Below are 23,529 nucleotides of genomic sequence, written 5' to 3'. Positions count from 1 at the left end.
CGACCCTGGCCCATTCTCGTGTCTGTCCTACTTCTCTTTGCTTCCAGCGAGCGTTCCCAAGTACAACTCGATCACCTTGGGGTCGTTCATCAGATTGGCGCCGGTGTCGGTGTACGCGTTCTTACCCTGATCGAGTACGTAACCGCGGTCGCAGATCTGAAGGCAGCGGCGCGCGTTCTGCTCGACCATGATGACCGAGACACCCGCAGCATTGATCTTCTTGCAGCGGATGAACACCTCGTCCTGGAACATGGGGGACAGGCCCGCGGACGGTTCGTCGAGCAGCAGCACCGACGGATCCATCATCAGGGCCCGGCCCATCGCGACCATCTGGCGTTCGCCGCCGGAGAGTGCGCCGGCCTTCACCTTTCGTCGTTCACTCAGAAGGGGGAACAGTTCACTCACGAAGGCGAATCGTTCCGCGAATGCCTTGGGACGCAGATAAATGCCCATTTCGAGGTTTTCTTCGATGGTCAGAGTCTGAAAGACGTTCTGCGTTTGAGGGACGTACCCGACTCCCTTCTGAACGAGGACGTGAGCGGGCGCAGACGTGATGTTGTCCTCGCGTAGGGTGACCGACCCTTCGCGTACCGGTATCAGTCCGAACAGTGATTTCAGGAGTGTCGATTTGCCTGCGCCGTTCGGTCCGATGATCCCGACGATTTCCCCTTCCTTCAGGAAGAAGTTGCATTCACGCAGGATGTTGACGCCGGGAATGTAGCCCGCGACGAGGCTGTCGGCGCGGAGCAGGGCACCTGCCGACAGTCGCTGATGCTCCTCGGCCGTCGCGGCGAACTCTGCAGGCGTGAGTGAACGTGCGTGGTTCTCGCTCATGGCTTCTCGTGCCTTCCGCGCGGTTCCTCGGGACTCGATTCCAGCGTCGCGGCGAGATCGGCCGGAAGGTTGTCGACGTCGGGTTCCGACAGGTCCCCGCCCGACTCGAGGGTTTCGACCTCGGCTTCAGCCAGGGCGGCGGCCAGAACGGCCGTCTCGCCCACCGGATTTCCGTTGTCGTCGAACTCGAGAGCCTGGTCATGGTGGCTGCCCAGATATGCGTCGACGACGGCTGCGTTGGACGAGAGTTCGTCCGGGGTGGATTCGGCGATGACGCTGCCCTGCGCCATGACCACCACCCAATCGCTGATGTCTCGGATCACGTCCATGTCGTGCTCGACGAACACCACTGTCATTCCGTCGTCGCGCAATGACTTGATGTGTCCGAGCAGGCTTTGCGTCAGAGCAGGATTGACCCCCGCCATCGGTTCGTCCAGCATCACCACCGAGGGCGAAGTCATGAGTGCGCGAGCCATTTCGAGCAGTTTGCGCTGCCCACCGGAGAGTGAACCGGCGAGGTCGTCGGCCTTGGTGTCGAGTTTGAATCGTGCGAGGAGTTCGTTGGCGCGTTCGGTGATCTCGCGTTCCTGGCCTTTCCAGATCCACGGGACGAGAGATGCAAAAATGCGTTCACCACGTTGGCCGGTGGCACCGAGACGTACGTTGTCCAGCACGGTGAGTTTGGAGAGCGCCTTGGTCAACTGGAACGTCCGTACCACTCCTTTCCTGGCTACCTGGTGGGGATACATGCGGCCCAGCGATTGACCGTCCATCGACCACGTACCGGTGTCCGGCCGGTCGAATCCGGTAAGGAGGTTGAAGAGCGTCGTTTTTCCGGCACCGTTTGGACCGATCAGACCCGTGATGCACCCTCGTTGAATCTCGAGGTGATCGACGTCGACGGCCTTGAGACCGCCGAACGTCCGCGAGACGTTGTCAGCGACCAACACCGGGTCGGGTTTCGCCGATCCGGGAAGGTGAGGAACGTCGGCAAAGATCTGTGCTCTGGTATCGGGGTCAAGCATTGAGTTGCACCTCCCGCTTGTTACCCAGTATTCCCTGCGGTCTGAAGACCATCAGGAGAGCAATCATCAATCCGAGCAGGACATACCTGGTGGCTCCGACCTGTTGTTCGGACAGCGAGAGCAGCGGATTCTCGCCGGAGATCGCCTGACGCAGCAAGGCATCAGGGATGGCGAGGAGGAACCAGAACAACATTGCGCCGACCACCGGGCCGAATACCGTTGCCGCCCCGCCCAGAATCAGTGCGCCGAACGCGAAGAACGTCTGCGCGGTCGAGTAGAAGTCCGGGTTGATGGACTTGGTCTGCAAAGCGTTGAACACCCCGGCCAGACCACCGATCACGCCGCCGAGAACCAGCGCCTGCATCTTGTACACGAACACGTTCTTGCCCAACGATCGCGCTGCGTCCTCGTCTTCGCGTACCGCCTTGAGGACGCGCCCCCACGGGCTGTGCGTCAACAGGTAGACAAATCCGCACAAGATCAAGACCAGGGTCCACCCGACGACCATCGACCAGAGATCGTCTCCGTAGAACTTCACGCCGATAAACGAGTATTGCTTGGCCGAGTCGAACGGGCTCAGTGCGGTGAACGGATCTGCGAAACCGAAGAGGCCGTTGGTGGAACCGGTCACCGAATCCGACGCGGTCGAGCGGAAGATCAGACGCAAGATCTCCGAGGCCGCGATGGTGACGATGGCGAGATAGTCGGCGCGCAGACGCAGCGTCGGAATACCGAGCACGAGCGCGAGAAGGCCGGCTGCGGTGAGTCCGACGAGGATGCCGAGCCAGAGCGGCTGGTCGTAGGTCACGGTCATGATGCCGACGCCGTAGCCGCCGAGAAGGGCAAAACCGATCTGACCGAAATTGAGCAGTCCGGCGTAGCCGAAGTGCAGGTTCAACCCGATTGCCAACAGTGCGTAGAAGATTGCCGACGGCCCGATCAGCTGGGCGAAGGAAACCTGGAAAGCTCCCATGATGTCCATGTTCGTCACCCGATCCTTTGTTTGGATCCGAGGATGCCCTGGGGGCGAACCACGAGGATCACGATCAAGACGAGAAGTCCGCCGATGTATTTGAGGTCTGGGTTGATGATGAGCGTCGAGAGTTGGACCAGAAGTCCCACGATGACGCAGCCGAGTAGCGCCCCGTACGCGGTTCCCAGACCACCGAGGGTGATTCCGGCGAACATGAGCAGCAACAGTTTGAAGCCCATTTCCCACTGGACGCGTCCGCCGAGCTCGGAGATACCGAACAGCACACCGCCGAGGGCGGCCAATCCGCCGCCGAGACCCCAGACGAACATGATCACCCGCTCGACGTTGATACCGGACGAAGCGGCGAGGTCACGATTGTCGGAGACGGCACGCATGGCCTTTCCGATGCGAGTCTTCTGCAGAAGCAGTGCGACGCCGACCAGGACGACCAGACTGACGATCATGACTATCGCGTTGGCGTCGGTCAGTGCGATCGGGCCCCAGTTCTTCTCGACCTGGCCCTGGTAGTCGTCGAACGGTTCGGCGCGGTCGGAGAAGAAGATCAGGATCAAGTAGCGCAATGAAATCGCGAGACCGATCGAGACCACCAATTGCGCGATCAACCCGGTCTTGCGCTTACGCAGTGGTTTCCAGACGATTCCGTTGGTCAGCAGGCCGATGCCGATGCCGACGAAGATCGCGAGGATCGTGGCGGGAATCAGCGGAACGCCGAAGGACGTGTTGATCACCCAGGCAGCAACGGCTCCCAACGTCACCATCTCGCCGTGAGCGAAGTTGGTCAGGCCGGTGGTGCCGTAGATCAGGCTCAAACCCACACCGGCGATCGCGATCACGAGGCCGAACCGCAGACCGTCGACCGTCGTGCGGATCAGCTTCTCGCCGAAGCTGACATTCGAGGCGGTACGTACCTCGCCGAACGAGAAGATCACGGTGTTCGCGCGGCCGGCCACCACCTCGCGTTCGACAGCGGCTTGCACACTGACCCCGTCGGGAAGTGTGTCGGCAACGATCTCGAAGGTGTAGGTGCCCGGTGCCACGGCCAGTTCCCAACGGCCGTTCGATGCCGATTCTCCGGTGGCGACTTCCGTGCCGGAAGAATCGAGCGCACGGACGGTGACGCCCTCGAGGCGTGTGCCGCCGTTGTTGAGATTGCCGCTGACGGGGACAGCGTTGTCGGGAACCGGTGCTGTCGGTGTTGCGGATGCTGTCGGGGTCGGCGGTGTAGGGGAAGTGGTCGGTTCCTGAGCCGAAGCAGTTCCGGCCAGGCTGAGTAATGCGAAGAACGTCAGTAATGCAAAGGCCAGTAGTCGGCTGAGTGTCGCGAGGGTCTGCCGTTTCACTACGGGTGGGGCCACGTACGTCCTCCGAGCGGGTCGGGAATAGCGCGTCTGGACAAAGTGCCGCGCAGCAGAGGGATTGTTTCGCTGCTGCGATTTCCGGACTCTAACGGCTCCGTTCGCTTCAGATGGGGTTCTGAGATTTCCGGGATGTTTCGGTTCCGTATCGAAGGCCGAAGGCTGCATCAATTGTCCGATTCTTGTGTCTGTTCCTGCGTAAACAACGGCGAAGGCGTCGATGTCGGTCGCGATCCCTAGACTGATGAACCGTGAGCCCCGCAACCACAACTCGGTCCAGCACGTCCACCGCTCCAGCCGGCACCACCGGCAAGGCGGACGATCGCCCTCTCTTGATGCTTCTCGACGGGCATTCGTTGGCGTTTCGCGCCTTCTACGCGCTGCCTGCAGAGAACTTCAAGACACACAGTGGGCAGGCCACCAACGCGGTGTACGGCTTCACGTCGATGTTGATCAACCTTCTTCGTGACGAGCAGCCCACCCACCTGGCCGCGGCCTTCGACGTGTCGCGTCAGACGTTTCGCGCCGACCTGTTCCCCGAATACAAGGCGCAGCGCGCGAAGGCTCCGGACGAATTCAAGGGCCAGATCGACATCACCAAGGACGTTCTCGGCGCGCTGGGCATCCCGGTCATGGCCGAGGAAGGTTTCGAGGCCGACGACGTGATCGCCACCTTGACCACGCAGGCGGAGGCACTCGGATACCGGGTTCTCGTCGTGACCGGTGACCGTGACTCGCTGCAACTGGTGACCGACAACGTCACTGTGCTCTACCCGAAGAAGGGCGTCTCGGAGCTCACCCGATTCACGCCGACGGCCGTAGAGGAGAAGTACAGCCTCAGCCCGGCGCAGTATCCCGATTTTGCTGCACTGCGCGGCGACCCGAGTGACAACCTCCCCGGCATCCCCGGCGTCGGCGAGAAGACCGCCACCAAGTGGATCCGTGAGTACGGCGACCTGCAGGGACTGGTAGACAACGTGGACAAGGTCCGCGGCAAGGTGGGCGACTCACTGCGGGAGAACCTCGCGAACGTCCTGCTCAATCGTCAGCTCACCGAAATGGTTCGCGACGTTCCCTTGCCGTACACGCCCGAGCAGTTGGTGTTGGCCCCGTGGGACCGCGAGAAGATTCATGCGTTGTTCGACGATCTCGAGTTCAAGGTTCTCCGCGATCGACTGTTCGCGACCCTGTCGTCGTCCGAGCCCGAAGCAGAGGAAGGGTTCGAGGTCAGCGGCGACGCACTCGCCCCGGGTGCGGTTGCCGCGTGGCTCGACGCCCACGCACGAACCGGTGAGCGTCACGGCGTGACGGTGCTCGGAACCAGAACTCCGTTCGCCGGCGACGTCACTGCACTCGCGATCGCGGCCTCCGACGGTGAATGTGCATACATCGCGGCGTCGACGGCAACACCGGAAGACGAAGCAGCTCTCGGTGATTGGCTCGCCGACGCATCGCAGCCGAAGGCGCTGCACGAAGCCAAGTGGGCGATCCATGCTCTGCGTGGGCGTGGTTGGACGCTCGGGGGACTGACCAGCGACACTGCTCTGGCCGCGTACCTCGTCCGGCCGGGCCAGCGCAGCTTCAATCTCGACGACCTCTCGCTCCGCTACCTCAAGCGTGAACTGCGCGCCGAAACATCCGGCCAGGAACAGCTTTCACTGCTCGACGACACCGAACAGCTCGATGCCGAAGCGGCCGAGACCGCGATGCTCAGCGCTCAGGCCGTTCTCGACTTGGCGGCTGCACTGGACACCGAGTTGGAGTCGATCGAATCCAAGTCGCTCCTCTCCGACATGGAACTGCCGTTGACGATCGAGCTCGCTCAGATCGAGGCCACCGGCATCGCCGTCGACAGCGCGCATCTGCACGATCTTCAGAGCCGTTTCGCCTCCCAGGTCGCCGACGCCGCAAACTCGGCCTACGAGGTGATCGACAAGCAGATCAACCTGGGTTCGCCGAAGCAGCTGCAGGTGGTCTTGTTCGAAGAACTCGACATGCCCAAGACGAAGAAGACGAAGACGGGCTACACCACCGACGCCGAGGCGTTGCAGGGTCTGTTCGACAAGACAGGACACCCGTTCCTCGAACACCTTCTCGCGCACCGTGATGCGACGCGTATGAAGGTGACCGTCGACGGTCTTCTCAAGGCCGTAGCCGAAGACGGACGCATTCACACGACGTTCAATCAGACGGTTGCCGCGACCGGACGCCTGTCGTCGACCGATCCGAACTTGCAGAACATCCCGGTGCGAAACGACGCGGGGCGCGAGATTCGCGACGGATTCGTAGTCGGGCAGGGGTTCGACGTTCTGCTCACTGCCGACTACAGCCAGATCGAAATGCGCATCATGGCGCACGTGTCAGGCGACGAGGGGCTGATCGAGGCATTCAACACCGGTGAGGACCTGCACAGCTTTGTCGGCTCGCGCGCATTCGGTGTACCGATCGAAGAGGTGACTCCAGAACTGCGGCGCCGGGTCAAGGCGATGTCGTACGGTCTGGCCTACGGGCTCAGTGCCTACGGATTGGCGTCGCAGCTGAAGATTTCGACCGAAGAAGCGAAGCAGCAGATGGATGCGTACTTCGCTCGTTTCGGCGGCGTGCGGGATTACCTCCACGCGGTGGTCGAGCAGGCACGTAAGGACGGCTACACCTCGACGCTCTACGGTCGTCGTCGCTACCTGCCGGACCTCAACAGCGACAACCGTCAGCGTCGTGAGGTTGCCGAACGTGCTGCCCTCAATGCGCCGATCCAGGGCACTGCGGCCGACATCATCAAGGTCGCGATGATCAACGTGCAGAAGGCTCTCGCCGACGCCGGATTGAAGTCACGCATGCTGTTGCAGGTGCACGACGAATTGGTGCTCGAAGTGGTTGCCTCCGAGTTGGAGGAGGTCACCGCGCTGGTCAAGGACAAGATGGCCACAGCCATCGAGCTGTCGGTACCTCTGGATGTTTCGGTGGGAACCGGTCGAAGCTGGGACAGCGCGGCTCACTAGGCAACAACGAAAAAGGCTGGGCCGGAATCGACTTCGATTCCGGCCCAGCCATTTCACGCTATTCAGCAGATGCGGTCTGCTCTGCGATCTGCTTGCGGACCTCGTCCATGTCGAGTGCCTTGAGCTGAGTGACGAGCTCTTCGAGCTGAGCGGCGGGAAGCGCGCCGGCCTGGTTGAACACGAGTACGCCTTCGCGGAAGGCCATGATCGTGGGGATGGAGCGGATGTTGGCGGCCGCTGCGATTCCCTGCTCGGCCTCGGTGTCGACCTTGGCGTGAACGACGTCGGTATGCTTCTCCGAAGAGGCTTCGAACGTCGGTGCGAACTGGCGGCACGGGCCGCACCAGGAGGCCCAGAAGTCCACGAGGACGACGTCGCTGCCGTTGATCGTTTCGTCGAAGTTCTGCTGGGTGAGTGTCTGGGTGGCCACAGGGGTCCTTTCCATTGTGCGGGCTGTTGGTGTGTGCAACGCCCCGGAACCGCTGATTCTTCCCTGAGCCGATTTCAGCTTGCGTTCTCGGTCGCCCGAAACGTCCGGCGGTAGGCCTGCGGCGTGGTGCAACGCAGACGAATGAAGTGCTGGCGAAGCACGGCACCGCCGCCGAATCCGACGCGTTCTGCGATGACGTCGACGGAGAGGTCGGAATTCTCGAGGAGATGTTGGGCGGCCAGTACTCGCTGATCGCTGAGCCAGCGGGCAGGGGTTGTTCCCGTTTCCGCTTGGAAACGGCGCGCGAACGTGCGCGCGGACATGTTCGCGCGGGCTGCGACCATGCCCACAGTGAGGTCGAGGGCGAGGTTCTCCGTCATCCAGTCGAGGAGCGGGGCAAGGGTTGCACTCGGCGTCGAGGCGAGGGGAGTGGCAACGTACTGGGCTTGCCCACCGTCACGATGGGGCGGCACCACCATCCTTCTCGCGATGCCATTGGCAACGCGAGAACCCTGTTCTTTTCGGACGATGTGCAGGCACAGGTCAATTCCTGCCGCGGTGCCTGCGCTGGTGAACACCGGATCTTCGTCCACGTACAACACGTCCGGATCGACCTTGGCTTCCGGATACGTCTGGGCAAGCCTCTCTGCATGCCGCCAATGCGTCGTGCATCGCCTTCCGTCCAGTAGTCCAGCCGCCCCGAGGACAAACGCTCCGGTGCACAGACTCGCCACCTTGGCGCCCCGGGCTACGGCCTCGTTGAGTTTGACCAACAGGGGATCGACACTCGAGTCGGGACTCGGTGAGCACATGTACGCGTCGCCGGCGTCGTAGGTTCCGCCGGCGGACACGACGATGAGATCGGCGTCGTCGAGAGAATCGAGGTTGTACGGAACATCGATGTTGTACCCGAACCGCGTTCGGATCGGACCCGGAACTGCGGCGATCAGAGAGAAGTCGTACGTGGGGAGGCCGTCGTCGGATCGGTCGAAGCCGAAGACTTCACATGCCACGCCGAGTTCGAACGCCTCGGTCATCGGCATCAGTGGGACCACCACTTTCGCGAGCATCTTTCGAGTGTGACAGAAAAACAGGAAAGTGGCAGAAAATCGTCCAAGTCTGGCTTTTCTGCCACTACTGCCACGTGGGACATTCCGTCAGGCTGGACACATGGCAATCATCTTCGTCAGCGTCTTGGTCCTACTGGTCCTGAACGTACTAGCTCTTGCCGGCCGAACGCCCGACACTCGTCACGACGTCAGTCCGCACGGAGACTTCACCCTTTGAGGGCAAGTCTTGCCTTTCAATACACCGCAGCTGCGGTGGTGTGGGGAGCTAGTTTCCTCTTCATGAAGATCGGGCTCGAAGGTCTGTCCTTCACGCAGGTAGTTCTGTGGCGCTTGGTCTTCGGTGCGCTCGCGCTGGTTCTCGTGTCAGCGGTCAGCCGGATCGGCCTACCGAGGGACTTTCGCGTCTGGAAACACATGGCTTTTCTCGCAGCGACACAATGCATCGTGCCGTGGCTGCTGTTCAGTTGGGCGGAGCAAAACATGTCCTCGGGACTCGCGAGCATCTACAACGCCACCACACCACTGATGACTATGGCTGTCTCCCTTGCCTTTCTGCCGGGGGAGACGCTGACGCGATACAAATCGCTGGGGTTGCTTCTCGGATTCGGTGGGGTGCTGATCGTATTGGCGCCGTGGAATCTCGGCGTCGGCGGAAGTGTCAGTTCTCAGGTCGCTTGCCTGGGAGCGACTGCGTCGTACGGGATTTCGTTTGTCTACCTCAGACGTTTCATGCTTCCTCTCGGCGTCGACACCCGCACAGTCGCGCTATTACAGATCAGTATCGGAGCTTTCGTGATGGTTCTGGCCTCACCGGTCATCGCGAATACACCGATGCACCTGACGCCGGCAATTGTCCTGTCGATGATCGCTCTGGGCGCACTGGGGACCGGGCTCGCATTCATCTGGAACACCAATGTCGTTCAGGGGTGGGGGCCGACTGCGGCGTCCACCGTCACTTATCTCAGTCCAGTGGTGGGCGTCGCTCTCGGCGCAATAGTCTTGAACGAAAGCGTTGGCTGGAATCAGCCGGTTGGTGCACTCGCGGTGATCGCGGGAATCCTGGTGACCCGACGTGCAACCCGCTCTGTCACAGCGGCGGCGTCAGTAACCATTCCGTCTTCTGTTCGCCGTCCCAGCGCCTGATCGCGCCGCAGCGCCCTTGAATCACGTTGGTGCCCAGCAGGGCGATGGCTTCACCCAGACGTGCAGGTTCGACGCGTCGGGCGAGCGTTACATGAGGCGTCCACGCGCCGGGCTCGACGTGGGCGGGAAGCGCCGTCGAACCAACGGTTGCCTCGGCTATTTCTCGGTGCAGGTGAAGGAGTGCGCGCGAAGGAATGACCGAGCGCGCCAAGACCATCTGCTTGCCGCCGAACACGACGTAGCCACCGAGTCGGACCTCGAAGTCCAGGGCCGAGAAGCGCCGCTTCAACAGTTCGTCGATCTCCGCGGGGATCTCACGGGCGACGAACAGCGTGATGTGCGGACGGTTGGACGGGCTGTGATGAGAGGCCTGACTCGGTAAACCGGCGTCGGCGAGTAGCTGCCATTGTGCTCGCACTGCCGACTCACTCACTGGATCGAGGAGCAATTCCACCGACTGGACCATGGTGAGCAATGATTGCCTGATGACAGGTGCGAGCGCAATCGGTACTTCGGCCATGCGGCTGGGGCTCATGCACGGCGACGGAATCGGCCACGAAATCGTCCCGGCGACACGGCAGATCGTGGATGCGGCGTTGTCAGCGGTTCATGCTCCGCCCGTCGAGTGGGTCGAGCTTCCGCTCGGGAGTACGGCCATCGACAGCCACGGCACGCCGATTCCCGACGAGACCATCGATGGGTTGGGGCAGCTGCAGGGTTGGATTCTCGGACCCCACGACAGTGCGTCCTATCCGGAGAGGTTTCGCGGACAACTCACACCCGGCGGCGTCATCCGGAAGAAGTTCGAGCTGTTCGCGAACATTCGGCCGGCAGCGGCGTTCCCCGGTGTCAAGGCAATGGTCCCCGACATGGATCTGGTGATCGTCCGCGAGAACACCGAGGGGTTGTACGCGGATCGGAACATGGCAGTCGGCAGCGGCGAGTTCATGCCGACGCCCGACATCGCGCTGGCCGTCGGTGTGTTCACCCGCGCTGCGTGTGAACGGATCGCACGCACTGCCTTCGCGTTGGCGTCGCGACGGCGCAATCACGTCACGATCGTCCACAAAGCCAACGTCCTCACACTGACCACCGGCCTGTTCCGTGACGCCTGCCGAACCGTCGCTGCGGAGTACCCACACGTAGTCGTCGACGACGAGCACGTCGACGCGATGGCGGCGCACCTGGTTCGACGCGGCGGCGACTTCGATGTCGTGGTGACCGAAAACATGTTCGGCGACATTTTGTCGGATCTGGCGGGCGAGCTGTCCGGTTCACTCGGAACCGCGCCGTCGATCAACGCTTCCGAGACGCAGGTCATGGCTCAGGCTGCGCACGGTGCAGCACCCGACATCGCCGGGAAGAATCGGGCTAACCCGACGGCACTGTTCCTCTCGAGTGCAATGATGCTCGACTGGCTCGGTGATGCGCGTGGCGATCGGTTGTTGTCTGCGGCAGCACGCCGCATTTCAGACGCGGTTCGCACGACCATCGCGTCGGGCATCGCGACCGCCGACCTCGGCGGTTTGGCATCGACCAGCGAATTTTCCGAAGTCGTGTACGCACACACTCTGCGTCGCTGATTCTTGTACGACAGGCCGGAATCTTGCGAAGTCGGCGACGGTGGAACTCCTGCCGTAACCTACCGTTCGACTGAATTTCGGATGGACGTTGCAAGTGCGGCGATCGACGAGTGGAGAGCAGAGTCGTGGTCGATGAAAACGCACGGGCACCAAGGCCACGTGGCGTGAGTTATGGCTCGAGCAGTGGCGGGCGTATCCGCGCCAACGTGGTGCGAGTCCTGTTGGTGGGCTTGATCGTCGCATTGTGCGGCGGATGTGTCACCAACAACGAGGGTCTCGTTCCGGAAGGGCCGCCACTTGATGTCCAGAAGGTGCCCGAGATCGCCGCACTTCTGCCGTCCAAGGTCACGGATTCGGGCAAACTGCAGGTCGGGGTCAACATTCCTTACGCGCCAAACGAATTCAAGGACGCGGACGGCAACATCGTCGGTTTCGACGTCGACCTGATGAATGCCGTTGCCGCCGTGCTCGGGGTCGAAGCTGTCTTCAACCAAGCCGACTTCGACAAGATCATCCCCGCTATTCAGTCGGGAAGCTACGACCTCGGCATGTCTTCGTTCACCGACTCCAAGGAGCGCGAGAAGACGGTCGACTTCGTCACGTACTACAGCGCGGGTATCCAGTGGGCCCAGCGGCCGGACAAGCCAGTCGATCCGAACAATGCGTGCGGGCTTCGGGTGGCGGTGCAGACCACGACCACCGAGGACATCGACGAGGTGCCTGCCAAGAGCGAGGCCTGCGTGGCCGAGGGCAAACCCCCGATCGACAAGATCAAGTACGACAGCCAGGACGACGCGGCCAACGCGCTCATTCTCGGTCGAGTCGACGCGCTGTCCGCTGATTCACCAGTGACCGGCTATGCGATCAAACGGAGCAAGGGCCGGATGGAAGCTGCGGGAGAACCCTTCGATTCGGCGCCTTACGGCTGGCCGATCGTGAAGGGCTCCGCCCTCGGTCCCGCCCTGCAGCAGGCAATGCAGTACCTGATCGACAACGGTGTCTATCAACAGATCGCGCAGACCTGGAGTGTCGAGGCCGGCGTCATCGAAGTATCCAAGATCAACGGCGCGGAAAGCTGATGAACATGACAACAACTGAGACCGGCGATCCGGTGCCGATCAAGGCGATTCCACTACGCAGACCTGGTCGTTGGATTGCCGCGGTCGTCGTCGTGGTCCTCTTCGGACTGTTCGTTTACGGCGCGGCGACCAACGAAGCCTTTGCATGGGGGACTTACGGTCAGTATCTGTTCGACAAACGCATCTCCGCTGGTGCGTGGACAACGATCCAGCTGACGGTGCTGGCAATGGTGATCGCGATCGTCCTCGGTGTGATTCTGGCAGTCATGCGACTCTCTCCCAACCCGGTGCTTCGCGCCGCGGCTTGGGGCTATCTGTGGATCTTTCGAGGAACACCTGTCTACGTGCAGTTGGTCTTCTGGGGCCTGTTCCCGTCGATTTACAAGAGCATCGATCTCGGTATTCCCTTCGTACATCAGTTTGCGCACATCAATCTCCAGGACTTGCAGGCAGCGTTTCTGTTTGCCGTGATCGGTTTGGCATTGAACGAGGCCGCCTACATGGCCGAGATCGTCCGCGCCGGCGTGAGTTCGGTCAACGAGGGCCAGACCGAAGCATCTGTTGCATTGGGTATGACGTGGAGTCAGACGATGCGACGAACCGTTCTACCGCAGGCGATGCGCGTCATCATTCCGCCGACCGGTAACGAGGTCATCAGCATGCTCAAGACCACCTCGCTCGTGACGGCGGTCCCTTACAGCTTCGAGTTGTACGGTCGAGCGCGCGATATCTCGGGCGCCAACTTCGAGCCGATTCCCCTGTTGATGGTGGCGGCGACGTGGTACCTCGCAATCACGAGTCTGCTCATGATCGGGCAGTACTACGTCGAGCGTCACTATTCGAAGGGCGCAACCCGAGCACTGACCACACGCCAACTTCAGGCACTGGCCGACGCGCAAGGAAAAGCTACGGTAGTGGAAACGCTTCCGGATACCCCCGGAGGAGAACGCAAATGACACCCATGGTGAAAGCAGACCGAGTTTGTAAGAACTTCGGCGCATTGGAGGTGCTGAAAGGGATTTCGCTCGAAATCGACCCCGGTCAGGTCCTGTGTCTCGTCGGTCCGTCCGGATCAGGCAAGTCGACGTTCTTGCGCTGCATCAATCACCTCGAGCAGGTCAACGCCGGCCGACTGTACGTCGACGGCGACCTGGTGGGCTACTCGGAGAAGAACGGAAAACTGTACGAACTTCACCCGCGAGCAGCGGCCAAACAACGCCGCGACATCGGGATGGTGTTTCAGCACTTCAATCTGTTCCCGCACCGCACCGCTCTCGAGAACATCATCGAAGCGCCGACGCAGGTGAAGCGCGTCAGTAAGAAGAAGGCTGTCGAACGAGCGAAGGACCTCCTCGATCAGGTCGGGTTGAGCGCCAAAGCCAACGCCTACCCGGCCCAGTTGTCGGGTGGTCAGCAGCAAAGAGTTGCCATCGCCCGCGCTCTCGCGATGGACCCGAAGCTCATGCTGTTCGACGAGCCGACGTCCGCGCTCGACCCCGAACTGGTCGGTGAAGTTCTCACCGTGATGAAGCAGTTGGCCAAAGAAGGCATGACGATGGTGGTCGTCACCCACGAGATGGGTTTCGCCCGCGAGGTCGCCGACCAGTTGGTCTTCATGGACGGGGGAGTTGTGGTCGAGGCAGGCGAGCCGCGGGAACTCCTGGCCAATCCTCAGCACGACCGGACCAAGGCTTTCCTGTCGAAGCTGCTGTAGCCGTCAGGGTTTGACGGCGCTGAAAATTGCAGTGCCCGGAAAGAGTTGGCCGCGCAGGGGACTCCACTGTCCCCATTCGCGGTCCAACCACTCCGGCCATTCGGGCTCGATGATGTCGCGCACCTGAAGTCCGGCCGCGACGATCTCACGAACCCGGTCGCCGATGGTGCGGTGATGCTCGACGTAGGTGGGGACTCCGTTGTCATCGACCTCGACGTACGGGGTGCGGTCGAAGTAGGGGAGGGTCGCGGTCAAGCCCTTCGGCCCGGGATCGTCGGGGAAGATCCATCGAATCGGATGGTTGACGGCAAAGACCCACGATCCGCCGGGACGCAGAACCCGGGCGACTTCGTTCATCACTCGCTGCGAATCGGCAACGAACGGGACGGCGCCGAACGCAGAACAAACGATGTCGAAACTCTCGTCGGCAAACGGCAGAAGTTCCGCACTTGCCTGAATCAACGGGACTGCCGGCCCGCCGGCATTCATCGCGTCCTGCCCGCGGGCGAGCATCCCCATCGAGATGTCGAGACCGACGGCCCGAGCACCGTGTCCGGCGAGCCATCGGGCGCACGGCGCGGAGCCGCAACCCACTTCCAATATGTCTTTGTCGACTATGTCGCCGAGCAAGTGGTGATCGCCCTCGTGCAGCCCTTCGGGGCACCAGACGAATTCACCTTCCGCGCTGTTCACGCCCAGAAACTCGCCGTGGGTTCGGTGGTAATCGTCGGCGTCGGCGTCCCACCACGCACGGCTGGCGCGGTCGCTGGCACTTGAATCGACACGGACTCGGCCGACGCCGCTGGTACCGAGAATGGAATTGGCAGCGGCATGGCGCTCGTCAGACATGAACAACACAGTAGAACGGGTGATGCGGGCGCAGGGTACCCGGGTTTGCCCGGCAAGATAGCCGACGCGTAGTCTTACTCACGCGAGTGTCTGTCATCCGACCGATTGTCTATACGAGATCTTTACCAAGGTCTCGGAATCAGTCGGACCGAGGGAGCTCGCGGTGCGCTTCCGCGGTGTGGAATGTGATCCGGTATTCGGTTGTTCGTTATTGATGCAGCTGGGTACTTCGATCTAGTACTTCACAAAGTACTTCCAACATTTGTACGCCACAGTTGCGCATCTCGTCCGACAAAATCCATCAACCGACCACAACTCGTCCGGAGCAATTCAACATATGCCCTCCACAACCGTCACCTCGCCGCAGGTTGCCATTAACGACATTGGCTCCGCCGAGGACTTCCTCGCCGCCATCGATGCCACGATCAAGTACTTCAACGATGGCGACATCGTCGAAGGAACCATCGTCAAGGTCGACCGCGACGAGGTTCTGCTCGACATCGGTTACAAGACCGAAGGCGTCATCCCTTCTCGTGAGCTCTCCATCAAGCACGACGTCGACCCCAATGAGGTCGTCTCCGTGGGAGATGCGGTCGAGGCTCTCGTCCTCACCAAGGAGGACAAAGAAGGTCGACTGATCCTGTCGAAGAAGCGCGCTCAGTACGAGCGTGCCTGGGGCACCATCGAGGAGCTCAAGGAGAAGGACGAGGCCGTCAAGGGCACCGTCATCGAGGTCGTCAAGGGCGGCCTCATCCTTGACATCGGTCTTCGTGGCTTCCTCCCCGCTTCGCTCGTCGAAATGCGTCGCGTCCGCGACCTCCAGCCGTACGTCGGCAAGGAGATCGAGGCCAAGATCATCGAGCTCGACAAGAACCGCAACAACGTGGTCCTGTCGCGCCGCGCATGGCTCGAGCAGACTCAGTCCGAGGTTCGCAGCGAATTCCTGCACCAGCTCCAGAAGGGCCAGGTCCGCAAGGGCGTCGTGTCCTCCATCGTCAACTTTGGTGCATTCGTGGACCTGGGCGGCGTAGACGGTCTGGTTCACGTTTCCGAGCTGTCTTGGAAGCACATCGATCACCCGTCCGAGGTTGTCGAGGTCGGCACCGAGGTCACCGTCGAGGTTCTCGACGTCGACCTGGACCGCGAGCGCGTCTCCCTGTCGCTCAAGGCAACGCAGGAAGATCCGTGGCGTCAGTTCGCCCGCACGCACGCCATCGGCCAGATCGTGCCCGGCAAGGTCACGAAGCTGGTTCCGTTCGGTGCATTCGTGCGCGTCGAAGAGGGAATCGAAGGCCTCGTTCACATCTCGGAGCTCGCTGAGCGCCACGTCGAGGTTCCGGACCAGGTTGTCGGCGTCGGCGACGATGCACTCGTCAAGGTCATCGACATCGACCTCGAGCGTCGTCGTATCTCGCTGTCGCTGAAGCAGGCCAACGAGGATTACAACGCCGAGTTCGATCCGTCCAAGTACGGCATGGCCGACTCGTACGACGAGCAGGGCAACTACATCTTCCCCGAGGGCTTCGATCCCGAGACCAACGAATGGCTCGAGGGCTTCGACAAGCAGCGTGAAGAGTGGGAGAACCGCTACGCCGAGGCTGAGCGTCGCCACAAGATGCACACCGCTCAGATGGAGAAGACCGCTGCAGACGAGGCCGCTGAGGCTGCCACCGCTGCTGCCGGCTACTCCTCGGAGACGGCTGCTGCAGAGGACGCCGAGGCTCCGGCTGCTGCCGGCTCCGCTCCGGCCGAGTCCGCTGGCGGATCGCTTGCCAGCGATGCACAGCTCGCCGCACTTCGCGAGAAGCTGTCGGGCAACGCATAAGGATTACCGCTTGATCTGATCAGGCGAGATCTGTGAAGAACCCCGCCCCTGCACGTGCAGGGGCGGGGTTCTTCTCTCTGCCAGGTGTCACTTGCGAGCGAAGAATCAATTCAGTGAGTGAACACAAAAATGACCGGCACCGAAGGGTTGCCGGTCATTTTGTACTTCGTGAAGAGAACTCAGTTTGCGGGAGCAGGCACCCAGTAGGTGGCGGTCGCTTCGGCTGTGCGCTTACGCATCGACGCGAAGCTGTGTCGGCCTTGGCTCACGAGCATCGTGAACCACGTACGACGGTGCTCTGCCAGGGCAAAAGCAACTTCGGGAAACTCTATGCAGTGCACGCCGTTCGGCATTCCGAGGCGGTGCTGACCGTGATGGTCGCGATCTGCTCGCATGGCGTCCACTTTCTCGAGAAGGTGCAGGTACAGGTGCGTTCGCTAGAACATAACCGCACGGTCACCGAAATTGTGGTATTTGAGCCTCGAACGCCCCGGCGTGTTCGATCAGTAGGCGTGTCTGAATCTCTCGGGCGCGGAGATGAGAGACTGTCGAGTGTGTTGAGAGTTGGCCTCACTGGAGGCATCGGAGCCGGTAAGTCGACAGTGTCGAAAATCCTCAGCGAACTGGGAGCCGTCATCGTCGACGCCGACCTGATCGCCCGAGCAGTGGTCGAGCCCGGTACTCCGGGACTTGCCGCTCTGGTCGATGCATTCGGCGACGGGATTCTGTCCGAGGACGGCAGCCTCAACCGACCCGCGCTGGCGTCGTTGGCGTTTGCCGACGACACGTCACGCGGAACTCTCAACGGCATCCTCCACCCACTGATCGGTGCGCGGACGATGGAGCAGATTTCGTCTGCGCCGTCGGATGCAGTGCTCGTTCAAGATATTCCGCTGTTGGTCGAGGGTTCGATGGCGCCGGCATTCAATCTGGTCGTCATCGTTTACGTCGACGAGGAGGAACGAGTTCGGCGCTTGGTGGGCTCGCGCGGCATGCCTGAATCCGACGCTCGTGCGCGCATCGCAGCGCAGGCAAATGACGATCAGCGTCGTGCTGTTGCCGACGTGTGGCTCGACAACAGCGGAGAGCCGGGTTCACTCGACGACGTGGTCCGCGACTTGTGGGCGAATCGACTTGTTCCCTTCGAGAAGAACCTCCGCGAGGGCACGGTAGTGCGCGCACTGCCCGAGCTGACTCCAGCCGACCCGTCGTGGCCGGCGCAGGCCGAACGAATCATCGGCCGGTTGTCGTTGGCGTCCGGTGACCGTGCGCGCCGTATCGATCACATCGGATCGACCGCAGTGCCTGGTCTCGATGCCAAGGACGTGATCGACATTCAGATCACTGTCGAGCACCTCGGCGTTGCCGACGACCTCGCGGAAGATCTGGCCGCTGCCGGGTTCCCCCGGATCGAGCACATCGTCGCCGACGACCCGAAACCGTCGTACCTCGGTGGCGAGACCGATCCGGCGGTGTGGGCGAAGCGAATTCACGGAAGCGCCGATCCAGGGCGCCGCGCGAACATCCACATTCGGGTGGATGGTTGGCCGGGTCAGCAGTTCGCGATCCTCTTCCGTGACTGGCTTCGCGCCGACGCAGCGGCGCGTGCCGAATATGCCGAACTCAAGGTCAAGGCAGCCGAGAGTGCCGCCGGCATCGACGACTACGCCGCTGCGATCGATGCCTACCTGGGAGTCAAGACGCCGTGGTTCGACGCCGCTTTCCACCGGGCATGGGAGTGGGCCGAGAAATCAGGCTGGTCCCTCTAACCACTCAGCGCCACGTGACCGGCATGCCCACCGAGGTGAGCCAGGCGTCGAGATCGTGACCGTGGGCGGCGATGCCCTCGATAGCGCGGGCCGCGTTCAGCATCGCACGCTCTGACGTCTTCGGGTCGAGAATCCCGGCGGTGTTCGCCTCGAGCAATTCGTCGACGTCGAGCAATTCGACGCTGCGTCCGGTCTGCACGATCAGGTCGAGGTAGTGGTCCTCGGACGTCCAGACCTGGTCGCCGCGGATGAAGTCGCCGATGTCGACATAGAAATCCCAGTCTCGGATGTGTTCCGGGGTGAAGTGCAGGATCGACGCCCGAATTCCGAGTTCGGGAATGATCCAGGACTCCAGGTAGTGAAACCGGGGATGGTCGGCGTGGCGCGCCATGTACAGCCCCCACGGTTCTTCGCGGTAGTGCTCGACCGGGCGAACGAAGCCCTTGGGATCGACGTTGGTGCGAGCTGCGATGTCGAAGGTTTCGACCTTCGGCCGGTGAATGTGGGGACGTTCCTCGCTCATGGTCGAAGAACCTACCGCCGAACTGCATTTTCGGCTGAACGCGGACGAGCGGGCATTGTGTCGGTAGGTGCGCTTACCCTGGTTTCATGGCGTTTGCTTCCGAACATCCCGTGGTCGCGCATTCCGAGTTTCGGCCGGTTGGTGACATCGAGCGCTCAGACGCGCGCTTCGAGGTCGTCAGCCCGTACGAACCGGCAGGCGATCAGCCGGCAGCTATCGCCGAGCTGGAGAAACGGATCAACGAGGGGGAGAAGGACGTAGTCCTCCTCGGTGCGACCGGTACCGGCAAGTCGGCCACGACTGCGTGGTTGATCGAGAAGCTGCAGCGCCCGGCTCTGGTGATGGCTCCGAACAAGACTTTGGCGGCTCAGCTCGCGAACGAGCTTCGGGAAATGCTACCCAACAACGCGGTCGAGTACTTCGTCTCGTACTACGACTACTACCAACCCGAGGCGTACATCGCCCAGACGGACACCTACATCGAGAAGGATTCGTCCGTCAACGACGATGTCGAGCGGCTGCGCCACTCGGCGACGTCCAGCCTTCTGTCACGACGGGACGTGGTCGTGGTGGCATCGGTGTCGTGCATCTACGGCCTCGGTACACCGCAGTCGTACCTCGATCGCTCGATTCAGCTGGACGTCGGTGTGGAGGTGCCGCGGGATGCGTTCCTGCGTCTGCTCGTCGACGTTCAGTACAACCGCAACGACATGGCGTTCACGCGAGGTTCGTTCCGCGTGCGCGGCGACACGGTCGAGATCATTCCGTCGTACGAAGAGCTGGCGGTCCGCATCGAATTCTTCGGTGACGAGATCGAGGCACTGTACTACCTCCATCCACTGACTGGTGACATCGTTCGCCAGGTCGACACGGTTCGTATCTTCCCGGCGACGCACTACGTCGCCGGCCCTGAACGCATGGAGCGTGCCGCCAAGGACATCGAGGCGGAACTCGAAGAGCGACTCGCCGAGCTCGAAGGCAAGGGCAAGCTCCTCGAGGCTCAGCGTCTGCGCATGCGTACGCAGTACGACCTCGAGATGATCAAACAGGTCGGATTCTGCTCCGGCATCGAGAACTACTCGCGCCACATCGACGGCCGTGGCCCTGGAACTGCCCCCGCAACCTTGATCGACTACTTCCCGGAAGATTTCCTTCTGGTCATCGACGAGTCGCACGTGACGGTTCCTCAGATCGGCGCCATGTACGAGGGCGATATGTCGCGCAAGCGAAACCTGGTCGAGTTCGGATTCCGGCTACCGTCGGCAACAGATAACCGCCCTCTGACTTGGGAAGAATTCAGTCAGCGGATCGGTCAGACCGTCTACTTGTCGGCGACACCAGGTAAGTACGAGTTGGGTCAGTCCGGCGGTGAGTTCGTCGAGCAGGTGATCCGCCCGACCGGATTGATCGATCCCGAGGTCATCGTCAAACCCACCAAGGGACAGATCGACGATCTCGTTCACGAAATCCGCGAGCGAGCGGAACGTGACGAGCGTGTGCTGGTCACGACGTTGACCAAGAAGATGTCGGAAGATCTGACCGATTACCTGCTCGAACTCGGTATTCGCGTCCGTTACCTGCACTCGGATATCGATACGCTCCGGCGAGTCGAGTTGCTCCGTCAGCTCCGCCTGGGGGAGTACGACGTGCTGGTCGGCATCAACCTCCTGCGTGAGGGACTCGACCTTCCCGAGGTGTCGCTGGTCGCGATTCTCGATGCCGACAAAGAAGGTTTCCTACGTAGCTCCACCAGCCTCATTCAGACGATCGGCCGAGCGGCTCGAAATGTATCCGGTCAAGTGCACATGTATGCGGACAAGATCACCGCTTCCATGGCGCAGGCCATCGAGGAAACCGAGCGACGACGCGAGAAGCAGGTCGCCTACAACGAGAAGATGGGCGTCGACCCACAACCTCTACGCAAGAAGATCGCGGACATTCTCGATCAGGTGTACGAGGAGGCAGAGGACACTGCGGCGTCCGTGGACGTCGGTGGTTCGGGTCGCAATGCGACGCGTGGTCGGCGTGCGCAGGGTGAGGCCGGTCGTGCGGTCAGTGCGGGTGTGTACGAGGGGCGCGACACCAAATCGATGCCTCGGGCCGAATTGGCAGATCTGGTCAAGGAACTCACCGATCAAATGATGAACGCTGCACGTGACCTTCAGTTCGAGTTGGCTGGGCGATTGCGAGACGAAATCTCGGATTTGAAGAAGGAGCTTCGAGGAATGGACGCCGCGGGTCTCAAGTAGGTCGCCTCGCGTGCGTTCGTGCTTTCGACCGCTACGGTTTCAGGTATGGATGCACAGACTGCAGGCAAGACCGCGCGGACTCTCGAACTTCTCCATTCCTTGGCGTACTTCGTCCCGGAGACGGAGAAGGAACTTGTCGGCGTCGGGTTGGAGCCTGGCCGAATGGTGTACTTTGCCGGGCGATCAGCTCCGCTCGGCGCTCCACCCGCGACTGTCGTCACGGCCACCTTCTTCAACTTCAATCCCGAACTGATCGCCAGCGTCATCCCACGTGCCTGGGAATTGGCAAGGCCCACAGAGGTTGTCGCCGCGCGGTATCGGGCAATCGACGCGGCGTACGTCCGCCTGTTCGGTGCAGACGTGACAGGATCGGCGGACATGGCCGAGGCCGCCGAACTCGTGTCGATCGCTGCCCAGAACATCCCTGGAGTGGACGGCCGCCCCCTGTACGCGGGTTGGGCGTCGCTCGACTGGCCGGCCGAGCCGCACCTGCGTTTCTGGCACGCGCTGACACTGCTGCGTGAGTATCGCGGTGACGGCCACATTGCGGCCCTTCAGACCGCGGGATTGAACGGCCTGGACGCGTTGATCACGCACACCGCGACGGGAATCGGGTTTCAGCGCAAATTCGCGCAGACTCGTCGCGGATGGTCGCAGGAACAGTGGGACGAGGCCGTCGAGAGTTTGAAGGACCGCGAACTGCTGGATCGTTCGTCCGGTGCGCTGACCGAGGACGGGCAGGACTTGCGTGACGTCGTCGAAGACCTGACGGACGACCTCGCTTTGGCTCCGTGGGATGCGCTTGGTGAGGAGGGTGCCAAGCGGTTGCTGGAATTGGCGACGCCGTGGCGTACCGCCCTGGTCGAGCAGGAAGTATTTCCGGCGGCGCTGTTCGGGCCCCGCTTTGGCAAACTTCGCTGAGTGGTCACCACCGAACAAATGTGTCTGTGACGAAGAATCACATTCACTGTGGGCTTGTGGCGTGTACTGCAAATAACACTATCCGCGGCACAATCCCGCTAATGTCAGCGCAGCGGTTGTCGAGCGGGCGCAACAGCGTTGCGCCCGGTGCCGGCCGTACCGTCCGTCCCGTAACCATGGAGGAATGAATGAGTGCCTACCGGACCGTTGTCGTAGGAACCGATGGCTCCGAGTCGTCACTGAAGGCAGTCGACAGAGCTGCCGCCATTGCCAGTGGCTCGGACGCTCAGCTCGTCATCGCGTGTGCGTACTACCCGGCTGATCCCAAGGACGTGAGCGCTGCCGCTGATGCGTTGGGTAACGAGGCCTACCAGGTCACCGGTTCCGCTCCGACCTACGAGATCCTTCGCACCGCTCGTGAGCGCGCACATGCCCAGGGGGCAAAGGATGTTGTCGAGCGCGCCGTCGTCGGCGCTCCCGTCGAATCGCTTCTCGCTTTGCTCGACGAGGTGAAGGGCGACTTGCTGGTCGTCGGAAATCGCGGATTGAACACGTTGACCGGGCGTCTACTCGGATCGGTGCCTTCCGATGCCGCTCGCAAGGCGACGTCCGATGTCCTGATCGTGCACACCGTTCGCTGAACTACCGGCAGTAGTCGGCCTCGGCCGCATCGACGAACACTTCAGCCAGCTGATCGGCGCTGGGGGGTGTTGTCGATGCGGCCGAGCCGTTTCCGGAGGTGACCATTGGTTCGCTTGCTCCGTTCAGCGATACCGCCCGCAGATTCGCGATGATCATCGCTCGATCCGTTCCGGCCGCGAGCTGCTGGCAGACGCCGTCACCGAGCGCCTGCAACATGTCGTCGGAAAAGGCGGGCGTGACCCCGGTAGACGCAAGCGCCGCCCGCAGCCGATCTGCCTCGTCTACCGGTTTTTCTGTCGGTGCGGCAGCAACAGCAGCGATGTCGTCGCTGCCGGCAGCAGCCGTCGAACTCGAATCATCCTCTGAGCAACCGGCTGTCACCGCCGCAAGCATCCCGACGCCGATCACCACGCGAGCGATCTTGCGGATGGGTGCGGCGGAACTTGCGGGCAGGCCAAGCACGAGGGGTCATTCCTTCAGTCGTCGACACAAATTGGAGTGACACCACCATTCGTGGTGTCACGC

At 61.8% G+C, this 23,529-nt stretch carries 22 protein-coding genes; 11 read left to right on the top strand and 11 right to left on the bottom strand.

Features of this window, described 5'->3' with window-relative positions; translation table 11 throughout:
• Positions 1-27 precede the first annotated feature (27 nt).
• The 4 genes from P0M12_RS28350 to P0M12_RS28335 are packed head-to-tail and all read right to left on the bottom strand — an operon-like array spanning position 28 to position 4,157.
• Complete coding sequence (locus P0M12_RS28350) at positions 28-834, bottom strand: ABC transporter ATP-binding protein (RefSeq protein WP_007728720.1); 807 nt, start codon at positions 832-834, stop codon at positions 28-30.
• Positions 831-1,859, bottom strand: a complete 1,029-nt coding sequence (locus tag P0M12_RS28345) for an ABC transporter ATP-binding protein (RefSeq protein WP_277377168.1) — start codon at positions 1,857-1,859, stop codon at positions 831-833. The genes P0M12_RS28350 and P0M12_RS28345 overlap by 4 nt, the downstream gene beginning before the upstream one ends.
• Entirely contained in the window at positions 1,852-2,841 is a 990-nt protein-coding gene (locus P0M12_RS28340; protein WP_065352944.1) for a branched-chain amino acid ABC transporter permease, read from the bottom strand. Before P0M12_RS28340 ends, P0M12_RS28345 begins: the two co-directional genes overlap by 8 nt.
• Before the next feature lie 5 nt (positions 2,842-2,846).
• Positions 2,847-4,157, bottom strand: coding sequence for a branched-chain amino acid ABC transporter permease (locus P0M12_RS28335; RefSeq protein ID WP_231917464.1), 1,311 nt, complete (start codon positions 4,155-4,157; stop codon positions 2,847-2,849).
• Positions 4,158-4,459: 302 nt separating this feature from the next.
• Between P0M12_RS28335 and polA the strand changes: the two genes are divergently transcribed.
• Positions 4,460-7,207 carry a DNA polymerase I gene (gene polA, locus P0M12_RS28330; protein WP_007728727.1) on the top strand — a complete coding sequence of 916 codons (2,748 nt, stop codon included), beginning with the start codon at positions 4,460-4,462 and terminating at the stop codon, positions 7,205-7,207.
• Between the two features lie 58 nt (positions 7,208-7,265).
• On the opposite strand, the gene trxA is transcribed toward polA, so the two are convergent.
• Together trxA and P0M12_RS28320 are read right to left on the bottom strand one after the other, a co-directional pair.
• Positions 7,266-7,637: a thioredoxin gene (gene trxA / locus P0M12_RS28325; protein ID WP_277377167.1), complete on the bottom strand. Its 372-nt coding sequence runs from the start codon at positions 7,635-7,637 to the stop codon at positions 7,266-7,268.
• A gap of 74 nt (positions 7,638-7,711) precedes the next feature.
• The gene (locus tag P0M12_RS28320) at positions 7,712-8,707 is read right to left on the bottom strand and encodes a helix-turn-helix domain-containing protein (protein ID WP_003944097.1); all 996 of its coding nucleotides are present in this window, start codon (positions 8,705-8,707) and stop codon (positions 7,712-7,714) included.
• Positions 8,708-8,920: 213 nt separating this feature from the next.
• On the opposite strand from P0M12_RS28320, the gene P0M12_RS28315 reads away from it, so the two are divergent.
• Complete coding sequence (locus P0M12_RS28315; RefSeq protein WP_228401018.1) at positions 8,921-9,850, top strand: DMT family transporter; 930 nt, start codon at positions 8,921-8,923, stop codon at positions 9,848-9,850.
• Here P0M12_RS28315 and P0M12_RS28310 read toward each other — a convergent pair.
• Positions 9,795-10,370 carry a 2'-5' RNA ligase family protein gene (locus P0M12_RS28310; RefSeq protein ID WP_277377166.1) on the bottom strand — a complete coding sequence of 192 codons (576 nt, stop codon included), beginning with the start codon at positions 10,368-10,370 and terminating at the stop codon, positions 9,795-9,797. The two genes, P0M12_RS28315 and P0M12_RS28310, sit on opposite strands and share 56 nt — an antisense overlap.
• Between P0M12_RS28310 and P0M12_RS28305 the strand changes: the two genes are divergently transcribed.
• From P0M12_RS28305 to P0M12_RS28290, 4 genes are all read left to right on the top strand, one after another.
• Entirely contained in the window at positions 10,336-11,433 is a 1,098-nt protein-coding gene (locus P0M12_RS28305; protein ID WP_039972997.1) for an isocitrate/isopropylmalate dehydrogenase family protein, read from the top strand. The two genes, P0M12_RS28310 and P0M12_RS28305, sit on opposite strands and share 35 nt — an antisense overlap.
• 206 nt (positions 11,434-11,639) lie before the next feature.
• The gene (locus P0M12_RS28300; protein ID WP_024487476.1) at positions 11,640-12,512 is read left to right on the top strand and encodes an ABC transporter substrate-binding protein; all 873 of its coding nucleotides are present in this window, start codon (positions 11,640-11,642) and stop codon (positions 12,510-12,512) included.
• The gene (locus P0M12_RS28295) at positions 12,512-13,468 is read left to right on the top strand and encodes an amino acid ABC transporter permease (protein ID WP_019748635.1); all 957 of its coding nucleotides are present in this window, start codon (positions 12,512-12,514) and stop codon (positions 13,466-13,468) included. Before P0M12_RS28300 ends, P0M12_RS28295 begins: the two co-directional genes overlap by 1 nt.
• Positions 13,465-14,226: an amino acid ABC transporter ATP-binding protein gene (locus P0M12_RS28290; protein ID WP_019748634.1), complete on the top strand. Its 762-nt coding sequence runs from the start codon at positions 13,465-13,467 to the stop codon at positions 14,224-14,226. Before P0M12_RS28295 ends, P0M12_RS28290 begins: the two co-directional genes overlap by 4 nt.
• Before the next feature lie 3 nt (positions 14,227-14,229).
• Here the strand turns inward: P0M12_RS28290 and P0M12_RS28285 are convergent, their stop codons facing one another.
• Positions 14,230-15,075: a class I SAM-dependent methyltransferase gene (locus P0M12_RS28285; protein ID WP_007728737.1), complete on the bottom strand. Its 846-nt coding sequence runs from the start codon at positions 15,073-15,075 to the stop codon at positions 14,230-14,232.
• A gap of 337 nt (positions 15,076-15,412) precedes the next feature.
• Here P0M12_RS28285 and rpsA point away from each other — a divergent pair, with 337 nt between their 5' ends.
• Positions 15,413-16,900: a 30S ribosomal protein S1 gene (rpsA, locus tag P0M12_RS28280; protein WP_058037518.1), complete on the top strand. Its 1,488-nt coding sequence runs from the start codon at positions 15,413-15,415 to the stop codon at positions 16,898-16,900.
• Between the two features lie 179 nt (positions 16,901-17,079).
• Here rpsA and P0M12_RS28275 read toward each other — a convergent pair whose 3' ends face one another.
• Positions 17,080-17,295, bottom strand: a complete 216-nt coding sequence (locus P0M12_RS28275) for a hypothetical protein (RefSeq protein ID WP_003944056.1) — start codon at positions 17,293-17,295, stop codon at positions 17,080-17,082.
• Positions 17,296-17,454: 159 nt separating this feature from the next.
• On the opposite strand from P0M12_RS28275, the gene coaE reads away from it, so the two are divergent.
• Positions 17,455-18,669 carry a dephospho-CoA kinase gene (coaE, locus tag P0M12_RS28270; protein WP_277377165.1) on the top strand — a complete coding sequence of 405 codons (1,215 nt, stop codon included), beginning with the start codon at positions 17,455-17,457 and terminating at the stop codon, positions 18,667-18,669.
• Between the two features lie 4 nt (positions 18,670-18,673).
• Here the strand turns inward: coaE and P0M12_RS28265 are convergent, their stop codons facing one another.
• Positions 18,674-19,192 (bottom strand): DUF402 domain-containing protein, encoded by a 519-nt coding sequence (locus P0M12_RS28265; RefSeq protein ID WP_003944071.1) that lies wholly within the window; start codon positions 19,190-19,192, stop codon positions 18,674-18,676.
• Positions 19,193-19,278: 86 nt separating this feature from the next.
• Between P0M12_RS28265 and uvrB the strand changes: the two genes are divergently transcribed.
• The 3 genes from uvrB (at position 19,279) to P0M12_RS28250 (ending at position 23,003) form a co-directional block, all read left to right on the top strand.
• Positions 19,279-21,441 carry an excinuclease ABC subunit UvrB gene (gene uvrB / locus P0M12_RS28260; RefSeq protein ID WP_007728743.1) on the top strand — a complete coding sequence of 721 codons (2,163 nt, stop codon included), beginning with the start codon at positions 19,279-19,281 and terminating at the stop codon, positions 21,439-21,441.
• Positions 21,442-21,486: 45 nt separating this feature from the next.
• A complete protein-coding gene (locus tag P0M12_RS28255; protein WP_007728746.1) occupies positions 21,487-22,362 on the top strand; it encodes a hypothetical protein in 876 nt (291 codons plus the stop codon).
• Positions 22,363-22,550: 188 nt separating this feature from the next.
• Positions 22,551-23,003 carry a universal stress protein gene (locus tag P0M12_RS28250; RefSeq protein ID WP_003944055.1) on the top strand — a complete coding sequence of 151 codons (453 nt, stop codon included), beginning with the start codon at positions 22,551-22,553 and terminating at the stop codon, positions 23,001-23,003.
• Position 23,004: 1 nt separating this feature from the next.
• Here P0M12_RS28250 and P0M12_RS28245 read toward each other — a convergent pair whose 3' ends face one another.
• Complete coding sequence (locus P0M12_RS28245) at positions 23,005-23,466, bottom strand: DUF732 domain-containing protein (RefSeq protein ID WP_007728747.1); 462 nt, start codon at positions 23,464-23,466, stop codon at positions 23,005-23,007.
• Positions 23,467-23,529: the final 63 nt, after the last annotated feature.

The organism is Rhodococcus sp. RCBS9, assembly GCF_029457415.1.
GTDB classification, from domain to species: Bacteria; Actinomycetota; Actinomycetes; order Mycobacteriales; family Mycobacteriaceae; genus Rhodococcus_F; species Rhodococcus_F qingshengii.
The sequence above is the reverse complement of the archived record's forward strand: the minus strand, read 5'-3'. Positions and strand labels throughout refer to the sequence as shown.